Raw genomic sequence first — 17,784 nt, 5'->3', positions numbered from 1 at the left:
CATCCCCGTCGTCACGTCGATGCGAGTCCGGCCGCCCCGCTCGACGCACGCCTGGAGGGAGCTGCTGCGCGCCTATGCCCCGGACAGCCCCGACGCGTGGGCGTTGCGGCAGCTCCTCCATGGTCTGGTGCCGGACGCGGGGAGCGAGCGACCCAAGAGTCAGGGTTTTGTGCTCATCGTCCTCACGGTGTCCGGGGATACCGCCGGCTTGGCGGTGGGGCCGCAGATCGCGTCCTTCGCCGCATCCAACGGAATTGCCACCCAGTTGTTCGCGGCGCAGCATCACGAGTCCGCCACAACGCTGTGGGCCGCCTGCAGCCAGCATCCGGAGCGCCACGACGTGCCTGCCGCCCTCTCGGTGACCACTGTCGCCGACCCTCGCATCCGAGTCGACCTCACCGTGCGGCTCGTCGTGCTGGACCGTGACACACCGGAACCGGACCCACATCTCCTCGCCGGCGGAACCGCGATCCTCGCCGTGAGCTCTGGCTCGGCGACCCGACGGAACCTCGCCGATGCCGTCGTCGCCATGGACCGGGTCGGACTGGCTGTCCAAGGGATCGTGGTGGCGAACCCCGAGCCGCTCGACCGGACGACCGGACGGCTGTCGGGGGTCGAGTGGGCCAGCCCGACAGTCCCACGCCCGATCCTGATCACCGGACACGGCCGCGCGGGAGCGGAGGGCGAGGCCAGCGCCCCGGCCGCTGGCGACGAACCACGTCGTCCGACCCGGGGCAGGAGTCCACGATGAACGGACCGACGTGGCGGATCGACGACGAGGATGGGAGCCCGGAGATCACCGGTACCCCACGACCTCTCCTGGTCACGGGGCGGGCCCTACGGGACGCATTGGCGCGCACGTGGCGCATCTGGGTCGGGTCGGCCATCATCGGTGGGGTCCTCGGTGTCATGGCGGTGCTCGGCCTGCCTGGCTCGGCTTCCGCGTCGACCACCTTGCTCATGGTGCACGCCGAACCCGGTGAGACGGCGATGAAAACTGACCTGAGCCTGCTGCAGACTCGAGCCGTGGCTTCCCGGGTCCTCTCCGACCTCGGTCTCCAGGAGTCGCCGGAGGCGCTCCTCTCGACGGTATCGGTCACCCCAGTGAACGACCAGGTCCTGTTGCTCACGGTGAGCGGCCCCGACCAGGCCTCAGCGGTAGATCGGGCCACCTCGCTCGTAAACCACTTCCTCGAGTTCCGCGCCCAGCAGATGCGGACCATCGCGGCCGGGCTGATTGACGGATACGAAAAGAGGATCGCCGACCTCAAGACTCAGGTCGACGCACTCACCCGGGAGTACGACCGGCTTTCCAGCGCGACGAAGTTGGACGACGTGCGCGCGAGCGACATTCTCGCAACTCGTGCAACCTTGGGGAACCAGATCACCGGCATGCAGAATGACGTTGAAGAGGCCAGCCTGCAGACCGACGCCGCGATCACGGCCACCCACGTCCTCGACGCGCCGCGAGCACAGTCTCCTGGGCTCCGACGTCAGTTGGTGCTCTTCGCGGTCTCGGGAGCCCTTCTCGGCGGCGCACTCAGCGTCGGAGTCATCCTCTTCCGTGCCCTGACCTCGGACCGGCTGCGCCAGCGCCGCGAGGTGGCGACCGCATTGGGAGTCCCTGTTCGGGTGGGTGTCGGCCCGATCCCCACACCGGGCTTCTTGAGTCGTAGGGCGGGCCCCGTGCTCTCCCGGGTTCTCCCTCGATCGCGCCAGGTGACGTCACCGACCAGTCGCGAGATGGTCTCTCCTGAAAAGTCGGTGCGCTGGCAACGTCGGCCACGCAGAAACCTCGAGGCGCTCGTCCAAGGCCTGGAGTTCGCCCTGCCGCCGCGGTTTACGAACGGACACTGGCCAGGGAGCAACCGGGATGGGAACCGCCGTCCCAGCAACCGGTCCGCACCGACGACTTTGGGTCTCGCTGCCGTCGACCGCGCCGACACGGCCGCTGTCGTCCTTCGCGTCGCCGGAGACCGAATGGCCGAGCGAGGCGTCGCGGTGCTCTTGGTCGATCTGTCATCGGTGGGCGTGCTGGCGAACAGCCCCGGTCTCTCGGACCCCGGCGATGCAGCCTCGGCCACGCCGCGCATCTACCGTCCGGAGGGCGATCCCGCGCTGAGCTACGGACCGCGCCGCAGCCGCCGGGCGCCCGAACGGTCCCGCGACGATCTCGGCGAGCTGGGCGCTGCCTGGGCTGAGGCGGATGTCGTCCTCGTGCTGCTCGAGGTCGACCCGGGAATAAACCTCGAGATCGTGCAGACCTGGGTCAACCGGATCGTTCCGCTCGTCACTGCCGGACGAGTCAACGGCGAGCTTCTGTCCACGATCTCCGGTCTCGTGACACAGGCCGGTTTGGAGATGCCGTTCGCGCTCCTCGAGGGAGCCGACCGCAGCGACCAGACCCTCGGCCAGCCCGCGCCCATCCTCGCGGCTCACGACGAGCTGGCGGCGGTTCAGTCGCCATGACGTCAGTTCCGGCACCACTCGCGAGGGCTCCGGTTCCGGTCCGACGCCGCCCGCTGCGTACCGACGCCGTCAAGATCCCGCGGCTCGTGTTGGCCGCTTGGCTTGCGCTGTTTGTCAACGTGCTTGCACCGGGAGGGAACCCGACGGTTATACCGATCCCGCGCCCGATGCTTCAGGCGGTCGCCCAAGGGTCCCTGGTCCTCGCCTTGGCGTTCGCCCTGCTCGCCAACCGTCGTCTTGTCTTGCGCCCGAACCTCTTCATCATGCTGCTCACCGCTCTGGCGCTGAGCTCGTTCGTCATCTCGCTGCACAGTCAGTTCTTCGTGGGATCGGTATACCGGGGTGTGCGCCTTCTAGCCTTCGTAACCTGCCTCTGGCTGCTCACCCCTTGGTGGGGGCGTCGCGATCTGGTCCTGTTACGAGCGCACCGCGTGGCGATGTGGGCAATCCTCGGGCTCGTCCTGGCTGGGGCGGCGATTGCTCCCGGCAAGGCGTTCGCCTTCGAGGGTCGACTATCGGGGACGCTCTGGCCGGTCCCCCCGACACAGGTGGCCCATTACGCCGCCGTGCTGTTCGGGACCTCCGCAATCCTTTGGATGTGCCGAGTCATCAGCGGTCGCCACGCTCTCGCCGCCGTGGCAGTGAGCTTCATCGCGCTGATCGGCACTCACACCCGGACGGCGTTGTTGGGCGCGGGTATCGGCGTCGCGCTCGCGTCTGCCAGTTTGTTCCTCGGACATGCACGCGTGCGCAGGGTTTCCGTCTCCACGGTGATGGGCGTGATCGCAGCCACGGCGGTCTTCGCCCCCCAGATCGTGTCTTGGCTCTCGCGCGGTCAGACCGTCGAGGATGCGGCGCAGCTGACCGGACGGACCAAGGTTTGGTCCGACGTGTTCGCGACACCCCGGCCCACCATGGAGGCCTTGTTCGGATCGGGCCTGTCAAACAAGTCCTTCGACGGCCTTGCGATCGACAGCAACTGGGTCGCAAGCTACGTGGACCAGGGTTGGTTCGGGGTCGTCCTTCAGGCGGCCATGCTGCTCCTTCTCCTGGCGATGGTGGCGACGCACGTGCGGGGTCCCCGCCGCGCAGTCGCGCTCTTCCTCGTCGTGTACGGCGTGATCTCCTCCATCACCGAGACCGGAATCGGCGACGCCTCGCCATACATCCTCGACCTTGTCGTAGCAGCCTCCCTCCTCAGTTCGCGTCCGACCGAACCGAGCCGATGATCGCGCCGATGATCGCGCCGATGATCGCGCCGATGATCGCGCCGAGGAACTGACGACGACAGAACCCCTCTGCCACGCGACGGATTGCGCGGGCCTCAAGCTTGTTAACAGAAGGTTAGGCGGCTCGGCGGCACCGTCGCCACACCCGGAATCAGTCACCAGCGGATGTGACCGGCCGGGCGGGCTCCGTTCCGAGCCCATGGCGACGGCGGACGGCTGGTTGCGACGGGACCTTGAGACCTCGACGGTGACCTGGACGGTGGTTTTCGTCCAGCACCTTCTTCGGCCTGGCCTCATCGCGCAAGTTGGCCGCATTGGTCCCTCGAACGGGTGTCGTGGCCCCCAAGTTCCTGGAGCCCTCGGGGGCCAGACTCCGAGCCGGAGCGGACCTACTACCTGATCGCGATGAGGACCGCCTGGAGAGGGCTTGCTGTGCCGGTGTAGCTGGCCCCGGTCGCTGTATGCGTGCCGGGTGCCCCGGGAGTGCGGACCCCGAGTATGGTGCAGTCCTTGTCCTGCACCTGGGTGAACCCCGCGGGAGGAGTGTGCTGAGACGTGGGTTCGTCGTTGCGCCCGATCCACGCCAGCAGGGGGTTTCCGGTGGTGGTCACGGTGGTGCTCGGGAAGGCATTGGACGAGGCGCTTCCTGCATGGTCGATGGCCTCGATCGGATTGCCGGTCGATGCAGCCCCGGAAACCGCGATCGCGTGGCCAGAGGACCACCGGCGGCCGCTCCACGTGAAGGCGTAGTTGCCGGTATCGGGCGCCGTGAGTCGCTTCCAATAGACCCTCACGGTGTCGGCTCCGCCGCCATTGGCGCCGGTGTAGGTCGCCTGGAGGGTGAATCCGGCGGGCGCCACGAGGGCCGGAGCGCTGCCGCCCCACGTCGCCACGACGGCGATGACGATGTCGCCGGTGGTCGCGCCGGCCGGGACGGGAACGTTCGCAGAGCTGGCGAAGGCGTCGTTTCCGGTGGAAGAACTCGAGCGGTAGGTCGGTGCGCTCGTCGGCGGTGGGGCTGTGACGGTCACGGTGACCGAGTCGGTGGCCGTGGCCTGTCCGTCACCGACCGTCAACGCGAAGGTCAACGTGGACGCCGTGGCCGGCGCGGTGAACGTCGGCTTCACGGCCGAGGCGTTCGACAGGGTCACCGCCGGGCCGGCGGTCTGCGCCCAGGCGTAGGTCAGCGCGTCACCATCCGGGTCGCTGCTGCCCGACCCGTCCAGTGTCACGGTCGCCCCGGTCGACACGCTCTGCGCCGGACCCGCCTCGGCCACCGGTGCCCGGTTCGTCGGCGGCGCTGAGGTGCCGCCCTTGATGGCGACGAGGACGGAGTGGAGGGGTCCCGCGGAACCGGAGTAGGTGCCTCCGCTCGCAACGTGGGTGCCACCCGACGCCGGCTGGCGGTACGCCACGGTGCTGCAGTCTCGGTCTTGCACCTCGGTGAAGCCAGCCGGTGGGGTGTGCGCAGACGAGGGTTCGTCGTTGCGCCCGATCCACGCCACCAGCGGAGTGCTGAGCGTTGAGACCGTCGTGGTGGCGTATGTGGTGCCCGATCCGCTACCAGCGTGGTTGATGGCCTCAACGGGGTCACCGATGGTGGCCGCCCCGGAGACCGCCAGGGCGTGGGCCGAGGACCACCGGCCGCCGCTCCAGGAGAACTGGTAAGTGCCGGTGTCGGGAGCCGTCAGTCGCTTCCAGTAGACGCGGACGGTGTCATCACCGGCGGTATAGCTCGCCTTGAGGCTGAATCCGGCTGGGGCGGTGACCGCGGGAGCCGGATTGCCCCACGTCGCCACGGTGGCGACGACGACGTCGCCGGTTGTCGCCCCGGCAGGGACCGGCAGCGTCGCCGCCGTGGACCAGGCATCATTCCCTGTCGTCGAGCTGGAACGGTAGGTGGGTGCACCGCCTTGGGGCTCCGCGGCCGCGGTGATGGTGACGGTGTCACTCGCCGTGAACTCGCCGTCGCCGACAGTGAGCTGGAAAGTCAGAGTTGAGGCTGCGGACGGCGCGGTGAACGTCGGCCTTGCCGTCGTCGCGCTCGACAGGCTCGCTGGCGTACCACCCGTCTGGGTCCACTGGTACGTCAGCGAGTCCCCATTGGGGTCACGGCTGCCCGAGCCGTCCAGGGTCACGCTCGAGCCCAAGGCCACCGTCTGCGCCGGACCGGCATCCGCCACGGGAGGCTGGTTGCCGGCGGGGAGCATGACGTCCCGGACCGTCTTCACCACCGTGCCTGACGTCGCACGGGGCCCAAGCCAGGTGAGGAAATCGTCGATCTCCTCGTCGATCGGTGAATAGAACTCGTGCATGAGGTAGACGATCCACGTCTTGCCTGGGGCGGCTTCAGCGGCCAGCACGTCGTTCTTGAGCGCCTGCAGGCCCTCGGAGCCGTCGAGGCTGTCCCGTTCAATGCGCAGGGCGTACGGGTCGGCGGGCGGCGCCGTCTCGCGCCTGTCGGTGTCGATGGTGCGAGCGGAGGCGTAGCCCGCCTGCTCGACCATGTCTTCTTCCGCCGGACCGTAATAGCCAACGGGATACGCGAAGGACACCGGGCGCGGGAACCCCTGCGCCTGAAGCGTCGTGATGTCAGCCTCGATCTCGGCGCGCGCGGTTGCCTCGTCCACGTCGGTCAGAGCAGTGTGGTGGGCAGTGTGGCCCGCGATCTCGTGCCCGGCACCATAGATGTCCCGCAGCTGGGCCCACGTCATGACCCCGTTCGTGCCCATCAGCCCGGTGTTGACGTACAAGGTGGCCTTGGCACCGTGGGCGGCGAAGACGGGGAGCATCGGGTACTGGCTGACCCTGGCGTCGTCGAACGTGAACGTGACGATCACCTTCTCGTCGGCCGCCTCGGACGGAGAGGCGGCGAACCCGATGCCCAGACCGACGAGCATCACCGCGGCCGCAAGTGCCGCCAGAGGTCGCCTCAGCGACCTGTACCGACCCGCAACGAGCATCTCCGTCATGGCTTCCCCGCTCTAACGTCGATGACCGAGCGTGCTCGGTCGTCTCCCCTCGGCAGCCCCGTCCCCCGGAGTCGAAGCGTCGACGGTGCGCAGTCGTACCGTCCACTGGGGCCCTGCCCCGGCACTCCAATGAAACACCTCGATGAGCCCGTTGTCCCAGAAATGGCCGTGACGAGGTCGCCACGATGAGCATCTTCGGAGCCGGGCCATGTCATCCCCATCGGTGTTGTCGGCGTCTTTCGCGGGAAGTCCGATTCCCCTGCTACTGCCACGGCGCGCACCTAGTCTGGGTCCGAGGATCCACGCACAAGCGCCAGGCGTAGGAGGGACCATGAGTGCCACACCCCCGCTGAGCATCGGGCTGCCGGTGTACAACGGTGAGGACTACCTGGAGCAGTCGGTCGATGCTCTCCTGGGCCAGACCTTCGGCGACTTCGAGCTGATTCTGCTCAGTAACGCGTCGACCGATGCAACCGACGACATCTGCAGGCGCTACGAGCGCGAGGACGAGCGCGTGAGGTTCATCCGCCAACCCGTCAATGTCGGCGCCGCCCCCAACCACACCGAGGTCTTCCACCGAGCGCGAGCGCCGCTGTTCAAGTGGGCCTCTGGTGACGACCTCTACGCGCGTGATCTACTCGAGCGCTGCCTGGAAGTGCTCGAAGACCGGCCGGAGGTCGTGCTCGCACACTCGCTGACTGCGGCGATCGACGAGGACGACAACCTGATCCAAGCGCTCCAGTACCCGCTGGCCACGGACGATCCCCGGCCCGCACGGCGGCTGGAGAGCTTGCTCTTCGGGGGTGATGCGATGCCCGGGGCGGTGGCGGCCGACGACTTCTACGGCATCATCCGCTCCGACGTGCTGCGGCGAGTGCGTCCTCACGACAGCTTTTACCACGCCGACCAGACCTTCATGTCGGAGCTGGCGCTGATGGGGCAGTTCGCGATCGTCCCCGACTGGCTCTACTTCCGGCGACACCACTCGGGCAGGGCATTCAAGGCCAATCCCTCGGCGAGCTCATGGTGTGCCAACCTCGACCCCCGGCGCTCCAATCGGCTGCGACACCCCACGGCTCGTCTGGTTGCAGAGTACGGCTGGGAGAGATTCGCGCTCATCCATCGCAGCCCGATCAGCGCCGCCGACCGACGAGCGTGCTACGCAGTGACCGCGCGCTGGGTGGGTTCCCGGGTCGCCCGCCGGCTCCGTGGCGCCCACCGTGACGAGTTCGGCAGTCCGGAGGCGGTGCTCGAGAACCCCGTCGTCGACGTGCGCGAGGTGGTCGCCGGTCAGCGCGGCGGCCTGTGAGTGCTGGCCAAGAGCCCGTGCGCACGAAGCGGGTGGGCTTGTTCGGCAAGCTCGGTGCGGGGAACTACGGCAATGACGGTTCCCTCGAGGCGCTGCTCGCTCACCTCCGGAGTCATCACCCTTCCGTTCCCGTCGACTGCATGGCGGCAGGACCAACAGTCGTGGAGGAGCGCTACGGCATCCCGGCTGTCGACCTGAGCTGGGACCGAGGGGGCCCGAGGTCCGGCTTTCGGCTCCTCGATCGGGGTCTGACAGCGCTGCGGGTCGGGATGGGCCTCGCCATCGACGCATGGCGGATCGCCTGCTGGACGCGTCAGCATTCCGTGGCCATCGTCCCGGGGATGGGTACCTTCGAGTCCACGATGCAGGTCCGCCCGTGGCAGACGCCCTGGTCGCTGTTCGCCCTGGCGATGTCGGCGCGGGCTTTCGGCACCAGCCTCGCTGTCGTCAGCGTTGGCGCCAGCAACCCCCCCGACCCGCTCACCCGCATCCTGCTCGGCCGCGCACTCCGGCTGGCGAGCCACCGCTCCTTCCGTGACGAGCAATCGCGTGCAGCAGCATCAGAGATGGGCGTCGACACCTCGCACGACGTCGTGCTTCCCGACCTGGCGTTCGCCCTTTCGACTCCACCGCGTTCGGGCCGGGCCTCAGGCATCGTCGGTGTGGGCGTCATCGCGTGGTACGGCGCCGAGTCTGAACGGGCCGGCGCCGGAGCGATCAACGTTCGCTATCGCGCTGCGCTACAGGACTTTCTCGGCCGGGTCGTCGACTCCGGGCGAAGCGTCCGACTACTGGTGGGCGACGACATCGACGTACCTGTCGCCATGGACATGCGCGACGCCGTGCTGGCCGAGCGCCCCTGGCTCGCCGCGGACGCCATCGTGTTCGACCCGGTGTCCACCCTCGGCGAGTACATGTCACAGGTGGTGGATCTCGACGCCGTCGTCGCGTCGCGATTCCACAACGTCCTGTGCGCATTGATGTGCGGAGTGCCGACGATCGCCGTCGGCTACGGGGACAAGCATCGGATGCTGATGAAGCGCTTCGGAGTCAGCCGCTTCAGCCATGAGATCCGCTCGCTGGACGTTGATGACCTGGAGCGGTCTCTAGACGGGCTCCTCGCCGAGGGGGACAGGCTCTCCCCCCAGCTGCTCGACCTCGCTGCCGAACAGCGGCAAGCCCTCGTCGATCGGCTCTCCACTGTGGACGACCTGATCTCCTCCGCCCGCAGCCGCACTATGAGACCGGTGGCCACCTGAGGCAGGGCCTGGCCGGTTCCCGCACATACAAGGCAGTTTGGCGGAACCGACCACTCGAGCAGCCGTGACTATCTAGCATGGCGGTGACATCCTGCGGGTGGGGCGGAGGTCCGTGTCACCCGGGGGAACCGCGATCAGGGAGGGCGTGTCGTGGTGCGAGAAATGAGCGATATCGGGTGGCCCTCGCCGGCCCGCGGGCCGGCGCACCAGGGGCCGGGCCGCGTCGGATATGCCGTGACACGCGCGAAGGGCCGAGGGCGATGACCCGCCGCGGCGTCCTGCTCGACCGGGACGGCACGATCATCGTCGACAGCGGCTACGTCGGCGCCGTCGAGGACGTCGTCTTCATCGACGGGGCGATCGAAGCCATCGCACGACTCAACGCCGCCGGCCTCCCGGTGGCCGTCGTGACCAACCAGGCCGGAGTCGCGCGCGGCATGTACGAGCTGGCGGACGTTGAGCTCGTCCAGAAGCACATGGTGGCCGAGCTGGCCCGGATGGGCGCGCGCGTCGACGCCTGGTTCTTCTGCCCATACCACCCGGATGGTGTCGTCTCGGCGTTCGCCCGAACCAGCGCCGACCGCAAGCCGGCACCCGGCATGGCCATCGCCGCCGCGGGTGTTCTGGACCTGGACCTCACCGCTTGCTGGGTCGTGGGCGACAGCGACTGCGACGTAGACCTCGCCCGGGCCGTGGGAGCGCGTCCCATTCGGGTCGGCGCCGACCGCGCCGACCGCGAACAGGACGCCAACGCCGTCGCAGACCTGGCGGCTGCTGTGGATCTCATTCTCGCTGAACACGCCGCTGGCCAAATCGCATCGGCGGCTGTCCCCGCCGCCTTCCCGGCCCACAAGTACCGCGACGCGGGATGCTTCGCCGCCGAGTACTCGTCGGAGCTGGCCCGGGCGATGGGCACCGTCCCACCTGGTCGTTTCGAGTCCGCGGCGGGGCTCCTCGATCGCGCCTACAAGCGGGGGTCGACCGTGTTCTCGTGTGGGAACGGCGGGTCGGCATCGATCGCCAACCACTTCCAGTGCGACCACGTCAAGGGGGTGCGGAACGGTACCGGCCTGCTCACCCGCGTGCAGAGTCTCAGCACCAACGTGGAGATCCTCAGCGCGATCGCCAACGACAACGGCTATGAGAACGTCTTCGACTACCAGCTCCAGTCGCACGCCCGACCAGGCGACGTGCTCGTCGCCGTCTCGTCGTCCGGGCGCTCACCCAACATCGTCCGGGCGCTGGAGTGGTGCCGCGAGAACGACGTCGAGACCGTGGCCCTCACAGGCTTCACGGGGGGTCCGGCCCGTGAGCTCGCGACTGTCTCGATCCACGTGGACTCGGGCAACTATGGAGTGATCGAGGACGCGCACCAGGCGTGCATGCACCTCTTGGCCCAGTACGTCCGTCAGGCCATGATGTCCGACGACGATGTCTCGACGCAGGTCTTCTGACTCCATGCGCGTCGCGATCAACCTGCTCACCGACCATCCCGACCAGCCGTCGGGTGCGCACTGGTTCTGGAAGCAGACCATCAGCGAGATGGTGCCCTTGCTGGCGGAGGGTGAGGAACTGCACCTGGTCGTCAGCCCACGAATCCGCAGGGAGCACTCTGGTTACGGCCCCGACATTCGCTACATCACCTTCCCGTGGTCCAACGAGCGGCGTGCGCTGCGGACCCTGACCGAGCAGGCGTACGCGCCATTGCGCTTGCCCCGATCCGGAATCGACGTCTTCAACACGCTCATCGCGCCGATGGTCAAGCCCACCCCGGGTCTTGTCGCCCACTTCAAGACGCTGCATGCTTTCACGAATCCCGGGGCCCTCAACCCCATGGTCCGGCTCTACCGGCGCACCGGGTACCCGCACACCGCGAAGGTGGCGGACGCCATCATCATCAACTCCGAGAGCTTGCGCCAAGAGGTCGAGACGTACCTCGACGTGGACCCGGCCAAGCTCCGGCTCATCCCCGAGGCGGTCGACCACCAGGTCTTCCGCCCGGGTGACCCAGAGGAGGCTTCGGTGCGCCTCCGCGGCGAGCGGGGCATCGAGGGCCCGTTCGTCCTCTTCGTCTCCTCGTTGTGGGCCTACAAGAACTGCGATGGGCTGCTGCGTGCGTTCGCCATCGCGCGACGCGACCTCCCGGAGCACCGGCTCGTCGTCGTGGGCAGCGCCGCGGATGCGGGGTACTCGGCGGAGCTGCACGCCCTTGCGGCCGAGCTGGGCATCGAGGAGCACGTCGTGTGGGTGGGCGGTATCCCGCACCATGAAACGCTGCCGTTCTACCGGGCCGCGGCCGCGTTCGTGTATCCCTCGCACAACGAGACCTTCGGCCTGCCGATCCTGGAGGCGATGGCGTGCGGCTGCCCCGTCGTCACGTCCGACCGCAGCGCCATGCCGGAAACGGCCGGCGGCGCCGCCCTGCTGGCGGACCCCGAGGACCCGGCCTCCATCGCCGCAGCAATCGTGTCTGCTTGCGGTCACCATGGCTCGAAACTGCGTGAGCTCGGCCCCCCTCGCGCAGCGCAGTTCACCTGGGCCGCCACCGCCAAATCGACCCTCGAGGTCTACCGCGAAGTCCACGCCACACAGGGAGATCGGCGATGAGGGTGCTCGTGACCGGTGGAGCCGGGTTCATCGGCTCGCACACGACGGACCGCCTTGTGCATGAGGGGCACCAGGTGACGGTGCTCGACGCGCTGACCGCGCCGGTGCACCGTAACGGCGTTCCCAACTACCTGACCCCCGGCGTCGACCTGTTCGTCGGCGACGTCCGCAACCGCGACCTGCTCGCCAACCTGCTCCGCCGCACGGATGCGGTCTACCACTTCGCGGCGTACCAGGACTACCTTCCCGATTTTTCGCGCTTCACCGACGTCAACGTCGTGAGCACCTCGCTCATCTATGAGATCGCAGTGGCCGAGGGACTGGATCTTCAGCGCGTGGTCGTCGCCTCGTCCCAGAGCGCGATGGGGGAGGGCCTTTACCGGTGCCTTCGCGACGGGGATCAGTCGCCCGGCATGCGCCCGGAGGAGGCGCTGCGCGCCGGGGTCTGGGAGATCCCTTGTCCGGTCTGCGGCGGCCCGCTCGAGATGCTGCGCACGCCGGAGACGGTGTCGAACCCGCAGAATGCCTATGGGATGTCGAAGTACGGCGAAGAGATGGTCGCGCTCAACCTCGGTCGCCGGTACGGTATCCCGACGGTGGCTCTGCGGTACAGCATCGTCCAAGGCCCTCGGCAGTCCGTCTACAACGCCTACTCCGGCGCCTGCCGAATCTTCTCGCTGCACTACCTGCTCGGTAGCACGCCCATTCTCTACGAGGACGGCGAGATGGTGCGCGACTACGTCAACATCCACGACGTCGTAGACGCCAACCTGCTCGTCCTCGAGGACAAGCGAGCCGTCGGCTCGGCCTTCAACGTCGGAGGCGGGACTGCCTACACCACAAGGGAGTTCGCGGAGATCGTCCGGACCCAGTACGGGTCCGACCAGCCGGCCCAGGTAACTGGCCAGTACCGCTTCGGGGACACCCGCCACATCTGCTCAGACGTGTCTTCGCTCGAGGGCCTGGGGTGGGCACCGCAACGCACCCCCGCGGACTCGGTGGCCGAATACGCCCGCTGGCTGGCGGGCATGCCGGGGCTCGACGCCGTCCTCGCCGACGCTGACGCGACGATGAAGTCCCTCGGGGTGGTACGGGAGTCGGACGGATGAAGGCCCTCCTCCTCGCGGCGGGACTCGGCACGCGGCTGCGTCCCCTCACCGACAGCGTGCCGAAGTGCCTCGTCCGGGTGGGGGGCCGCCCGCTCCTCGAGCTCTGGCTCGACAACTTCCGCGTCGCAGGAGTCGACGACGTCCTCGTCAACCTGCACCACATGCCCGAGCAGGTTCGGTCGCACCTTGCAGCTCACCAGGGCCTGCCTCGGGTGCGCACGACCTACGAACCCATCCTCCTCGGAAGTGCCGGCACGATCCTCGCGAGCCGACGGTTCATCGGCTCCGACGGCATGTTCCTCGCGGTCAACGGGGACAACCTCACGGACTTCGACGTGCGCCTGCTCGTGGCCGCGCTGGAGGCAGCACCCTCGGCACAGGCCGCCGTCGCGGTGTTCCACGCCCCCAGACCGGAGGCCTGCGGCATCCTCGAGGTCCAAGGGGGCCTGGTGACGTCGTTCGAGGAGAAGCCCGCCTCGCCGCGCAGCGACTTGGCGAATGCCGGCATGTATGCCTTCCGTCGGTCGGTGCTTGACCTCGTGCCGCCCGGCGGCCCGGTCGACATCGGCACGCATTTGCTTCCCCGGCTCGTGGGGCGCTCGGTGGCCGTGCCAGTGGGAGACGCCTTCCTGATCGACATCGGCACGCCCGAGGCGCTGGCACGCGCCGAGGCCGAGTGGCCCCTCCGAGGCATCGCGTGATCATCACCCAGACACCGTTGCGCGTCGGGCTCGTCGGCGGAGGAACCGACCTTCCGTCCTACTACCGACAGCACGGTGGCCGCGTCCTGAACGCCGCCATCGACAAGTACGTCTACGTCGTCGTGAAGCAGCGCTTCGACGACGACATCTACCTCAACTACTCCCGCAAGGAGATCGTGTCGCAGGTGGAGGATGTCGAACACGACCTCGTGCGTGAGGCCATGCACATGGCCGGCGTCCGGGGTGGTGTAGAGATCACAACGCTCGCAGACATCCCGTCGGCAGGGTCGGGTCTCGGATCGTCCTCCTCGGTCACCGTTGGACTGCTGCAGGCCCTGTTCGCCTACCAGGGATGTCAACTGTCGGCCCATGAGCTCGCCGAGCGGGCTTGCACCATCGAGATCGACAGGTGCGGCAAGCCGATCGGCAAACAGGACCAGTACGTCGCGGCCTATGGCGGGATCTGCGACCTCAGCTTCGGCCCCGGTGATGCCGTCCACGCTGAGCAGATTCGGCTGCCCCCGGCTGCGCACCGCTCGTTCCAGGACCAGCTCATGCTCTTCTACACGGGGATCACGCGCACCGCCGACACCATCCTCGGGGAGCAGAAGGCGAACATTCCGGACCGGCTCGCCCAGCTGCAGCAGCTCAAGGACCTCGCCGCGGAGGCCGTCGCGGGGGTGCGCTCCGGTCGGCCGGAGGTGGTCGGCATGGCTCTCGGCAAGAGCTGGGAAGCCAAGCGACAACTGGCACAGGGCGTTTCGAACGGCGCCCTCGACGAAGCCGTGGAGTCCGCGATGAACGCCGGAGCGACCGGTGCCAAGGTCACGGGTGCGGGGGGCGGTGGCTTCATCCTGGTCATGTGCCCGGTGGAGCATCAGGAGTCCGTGCGCAGGGCCCTCGCGCCGATGAAGGACCTTCCGATCTCGGTCGACCCGTACGGATCACGCGTGATCCTCAACGTGCACCGCAACATCTGGAGCTGAGCGCGATGACTCGGGTCAGCCTCCTCGTCGACAGTCCGAGCAAGCGCGCCCACGGCAACGCAGCGAGCCGGCTGGCGCTCGGCCTGGTCGAGGGGGGCGAGGCGCAGGTCGACCTCGTCTGCTACAGCGACGACCCACCACCGTCATGGTTTCCGGCGGAAGCGCGCATCCACCGCCTGAGGGTCGACCGGGTCTCGCGGTCGGTGCCAGCGCTCGTCCGCTACCTGCGCACGGAGCGCCCAGATGTGCTGATCACCCGTCAGGTGCACGCGAACTTCGTGGGCCTGGCGGCCGCGTGGATCGCCCGCCTCCCAGGAGCCCGGTGGCAGGGGAAGCTGCTGCTCGTGCAGGACCACCTGCCAGAGCTCACGCATGCGAGCAACCGCCGTGACAACAAGTGGGTCGCGAAGGCCACCTACCGGTTCGCCGACGGACTCATCGCTCCCTCCCCGACCGTGCTGGCGAACACCATCGAATGGTGCGGGCTGGACCCTTCCTCCGGTGCGCTGGTGCCCAATCCGATCCCGAAGCACGTGGCACCTCTCGGTCCCCCTCCGCATCCGTGGCTGCGCGATGGCGAACCTCCCGTCTTCGTCAATGTGACGAACTTGCTCCCCTTCAAACGGGTGGACCTGTTGATAGACGCCTTCTCTCGCGTCCGCGCGAGCCATGACGTGCGGCTGCTCATCCTGGGCGAGGGGCCGGGCCGGCAACCCGCGGACGAACAGATCCGCCGGCTCGGGCTCAGCGACGACGCGGCAACCCTGGGATGGATCGACGACCCGCTCCAGTACGTCGCCCGCTCTTGGGCTCTCGTGCATCCCTCGGACGAGGACGGTTTTGCACAGGTGCTCACCGAGGCGATGAGCGTCGGGTGTCCCGTCATCGCCGCCGACTCCCAGGGGGGTGGCCCTCGCTTCGTGACGGACAATGGCACCTACGGTGCCCTCGTCCCCCGGGGGGACGTGGACGGGCTTGCGGAAGCGATGCGCACCATGCTCGATGGCGAGGTGCATGCACGGTTCTCCGCGCTGGGGGCGCAGCGGGCCGACATGATCTCCCCGGTCGCCAGCGCCCGGGCTCTGACCGACTACCTCGCACGGCGATTCGGGTTCCACGGGTGACCACCCGACGCTGGCCTCGCGCGCTCGGCGCCCCGGTGCAGGGGTGCTCGCCACGATGACCCGTCGCGTCGCCCTTCTCCTCTCCTTGGGCGCACTCCTGCTGGCGGCCCTGATCGTCAACGTCGTGCGGTCCGAAGACGGACTCGCGCCTCCGACACCCCGTGTCGCGCCGTCCACTGGCAGCCTGACGGCCACTCCCCTCGATGGCGAGGTAGCGTCCCGAGCCGGTGCCACCACGGCGGGCCCGGTGGGCCGGTCGGTATGCGGGACCGCTGTTCTCCGCTCGCCCTACGACTACACGGGACCCGCGGGTCCCTACCGCTCCGGCACCGCCGGCCTCCCAACCTTCGGCGAGCCCGGCACCGACTTCCCTCACGCCAAGGCAGGCCGGGTGCTGCCGCCCGAAACCGCTGACTACGAGAACTGGCAGCTGGAGCCGGACACCGTCTACTACCTCGCCCCGGGCGTGCACTACGGGAGTTTCAGCGCGAACTCTGGTGACGTGTTCGTCGGGGGGTATGCAGATGGGCGGGGCAGCGTCCTCGATGGTCAGTACCGCCGGTTCACGGCCATCGACAGCAACATCACCATCGGTGAACAGACGAACGTCACCATCCAGTACCTCACCATCCAGAAGTTCACGCCCTACGTCGACCAGACAGCCATCAACCAGACCGGAGCCGGCGGGTGGCAACTCCTGAACAGCACGGTGACGCTCAACGTCCCCGGTGGGGGGATGTTCGCGGCGACCGATGCGATCCTGCGCGACAACTGCCTGACCATGAACGGCCAATACGGCTTCCAGGCATCAGAGACCATCCGTGGGGACTCGCTCACCGGCGGGCCCTACAACGTGTGGATCGAGAACAACGAGATCAGCTACAACGACACCTGCGGGCTGTCCGGCCTCCTCCAGAACGAGTCGCTGGGCTGGCGCGACTACAACCCAGTTCCAGAGCAGTACCGGAACCCTCACTGCGGGGTCGTTGAGGGCAACGGCAACCAGGGCGGCTTCAAGCTCTGGGCCACCAACGGCGTCATGATCCGTGGCAACTGGATCCACCACAACTGGGGGGTTGGAGGCTGGGCCGACACCAACAACGCCAACACCACGTGGACCGGGAACACCATCACGGACAACGAGAACGGCGGAATTTGGGAGGAGGTCTCCTACAACTTCTCGATCACCAACAACTATCTCGCGCGCAACAACCTCACCGACGGACCTGACAACCCGGAGTTCCCCATGCCGGCCATCTACGTCTCCGAGTCGGGGAGCGATACGAAGAACGGCGGCGTCCCGCCGTGCGCGATGCCGTCCTGCATCGCGTCCGGCATGCCTGGCTACCCGGGCGTGTCGGTCATCGATGGGAACACGCTGGTGGACAACGGCGGCGGCATCTTCCTGTGGCAGAACTCCGACCGCTACTGCAACGACGGGTTCGATAGCGTCTGCACCCTCCCGCGAGGTGGGGAAAAGGGTCCGTTCAGCATGGCCGGCTGCGCGGCGAACCTTCCCGATGCCACCCTCAACCGCAGCACGTATGTCGGTGAGGTGACGGGCTCCCCGCCACAGAACTACTGGGACGGGTGCATGTGGGCGACTCAGAACGTGACTGTCTCCGGTAACCGGATCGACTTCAACCCGGCGAACATCCCCGGGTGCACCGAGGAGGCCTGGCCCGCGTGTGGCGCGAACGGGATCTTCAGCCAGTACGGCGGGCCCAACGAAAACGCCGAAGGCGCAGACGTGCCCACCCAGATCACCTTCTTCCAGAACAACCGGTGGACACGCAACGTCTACAACGGACCATCGACGTTTTACGTTTGGAACCAGGGCAACCCGGAGAACCCGGTGAGCTGGGCGCAGTGGACAGCCCCGCTTACCGACCACATCCCGTGCACCTCGGGGGCCCAACGCAGTTCCGGGAGCTGCCTCGGACCGTTCGGGCAGGATGCCGGCAGCATCTTCCGCCCCGATGCGGCTCCGTCGCCGTCACCCAGTCAGTGATGGACACC

13 protein-coding genes are annotated in these 17,784 nt (G+C 68.0%); 12 read left to right on the top strand and 1 reads right to left on the bottom strand.

Going from position 1 to position 17,784, the window contains the following annotated elements; all coding sequences use genetic code 11:
* The 3 genes from VJN29_RS18765 to VJN29_RS18755 all read left to right on the top strand — a co-directional run.
* The coding region (locus VJN29_RS18765) for a hypothetical protein (RefSeq protein WP_324145166.1) at positions 1-751 on the top strand (751 nt) is incomplete at its 5' end.
* Positions 748-2,469, top strand: a complete 1,722-nt coding sequence (locus VJN29_RS18760) for a hypothetical protein (protein ID WP_324145165.1) — start codon at positions 748-750, stop codon at positions 2,467-2,469. The genes VJN29_RS18765 and VJN29_RS18760, both read left to right, overlap by 4 nt.
* A gap of 206 nt (positions 2,470-2,675) precedes the next feature.
* Complete coding sequence (locus tag VJN29_RS18755; protein ID WP_324145164.1) at positions 2,676-3,698, top strand: hypothetical protein; 1,023 nt, start codon at positions 2,676-2,678, stop codon at positions 3,696-3,698.
* 392 nt (positions 3,699-4,090) lie between these two features.
* Here VJN29_RS18755 and VJN29_RS18750 read toward each other — a convergent pair whose 3' ends face one another.
* A complete protein-coding gene (locus tag VJN29_RS18750) occupies positions 4,091-6,670 on the bottom strand; it encodes a PKD domain-containing protein (protein ID WP_324145163.1) in 2,580 nt (859 codons plus the stop codon).
* Positions 6,671-7,001: 331 nt separating this feature from the next.
* Between VJN29_RS18750 and VJN29_RS18745 the strand changes: the two genes are divergently transcribed.
* The 9 genes from VJN29_RS18745 (at position 7,002) to VJN29_RS18705 (ending at position 17,776) form a co-directional block, all read left to right on the top strand.
* Positions 7,002-7,979 carry a glycosyltransferase family 2 protein gene (locus tag VJN29_RS18745; protein ID WP_324145162.1) on the top strand — a complete coding sequence of 326 codons (978 nt, stop codon included), beginning with the start codon at positions 7,002-7,004 and terminating at the stop codon, positions 7,977-7,979.
* Positions 7,976-9,238, top strand: coding sequence for a polysaccharide pyruvyl transferase family protein (locus tag VJN29_RS18740; protein WP_324145161.1), 1,263 nt, complete (start codon positions 7,976-7,978; stop codon positions 9,236-9,238). Before VJN29_RS18745 ends, VJN29_RS18740 begins: the two co-directional genes overlap by 4 nt.
* A 260-nt stretch (positions 9,239-9,498) precedes the next feature.
* A complete protein-coding gene (locus tag VJN29_RS18735; protein ID WP_324145160.1) occupies positions 9,499-10,692 on the top strand; it encodes an HAD-IIIA family hydrolase in 1,194 nt (397 codons plus the stop codon).
* Positions 10,693-10,696: 4 nt separating this feature from the next.
* Positions 10,697-11,845 carry a glycosyltransferase family 1 protein gene (locus tag VJN29_RS18730; protein ID WP_324145159.1) on the top strand — a complete coding sequence of 383 codons (1,149 nt, stop codon included), beginning with the start codon at positions 10,697-10,699 and terminating at the stop codon, positions 11,843-11,845.
* Between the two features lie 8 nt (positions 11,846-11,853).
* Entirely contained in the window at positions 11,854-12,954 is a 1,101-nt protein-coding gene (locus tag VJN29_RS18725) for an NAD-dependent epimerase/dehydratase family protein (protein ID WP_324145158.1), read from the top strand.
* Complete coding sequence (locus VJN29_RS18720; RefSeq protein WP_324145157.1) at positions 12,951-13,655, top strand: nucleotidyltransferase family protein; 705 nt, start codon at positions 12,951-12,953, stop codon at positions 13,653-13,655. The genes VJN29_RS18725 and VJN29_RS18720 overlap by 4 nt, the downstream gene beginning before the upstream one ends.
* A complete protein-coding gene (locus VJN29_RS18715; protein WP_324145156.1) occupies positions 13,652-14,641 on the top strand; it encodes a hypothetical protein in 990 nt (329 codons plus the stop codon). The genes VJN29_RS18720 and VJN29_RS18715 overlap by 4 nt, the downstream gene beginning before the upstream one ends.
* A gap of 5 nt (positions 14,642-14,646) precedes the next feature.
* Positions 14,647-15,765 carry a glycosyltransferase gene (locus tag VJN29_RS18710; protein WP_324145155.1) on the top strand — a complete coding sequence of 373 codons (1,119 nt, stop codon included), beginning with the start codon at positions 14,647-14,649 and terminating at the stop codon, positions 15,763-15,765.
* Between the two features lie 55 nt (positions 15,766-15,820).
* Positions 15,821-17,776 carry a right-handed parallel beta-helix repeat-containing protein gene (locus tag VJN29_RS18705; RefSeq protein WP_324145154.1) on the top strand — a complete coding sequence of 652 codons (1,956 nt, stop codon included), beginning with the start codon at positions 15,821-15,823 and terminating at the stop codon, positions 17,774-17,776.
* Positions 17,777-17,784: the final 8 nt, after the last annotated feature.

The organism is Intrasporangium sp. (assembly GCF_035280925.1).
Taxonomy (GTDB): Bacteria; Actinomycetota; Actinomycetes; order Actinomycetales; family Dermatophilaceae; genus Intrasporangium.
This window is presented reverse-complemented; position numbering and strand designations above follow the sequence as displayed.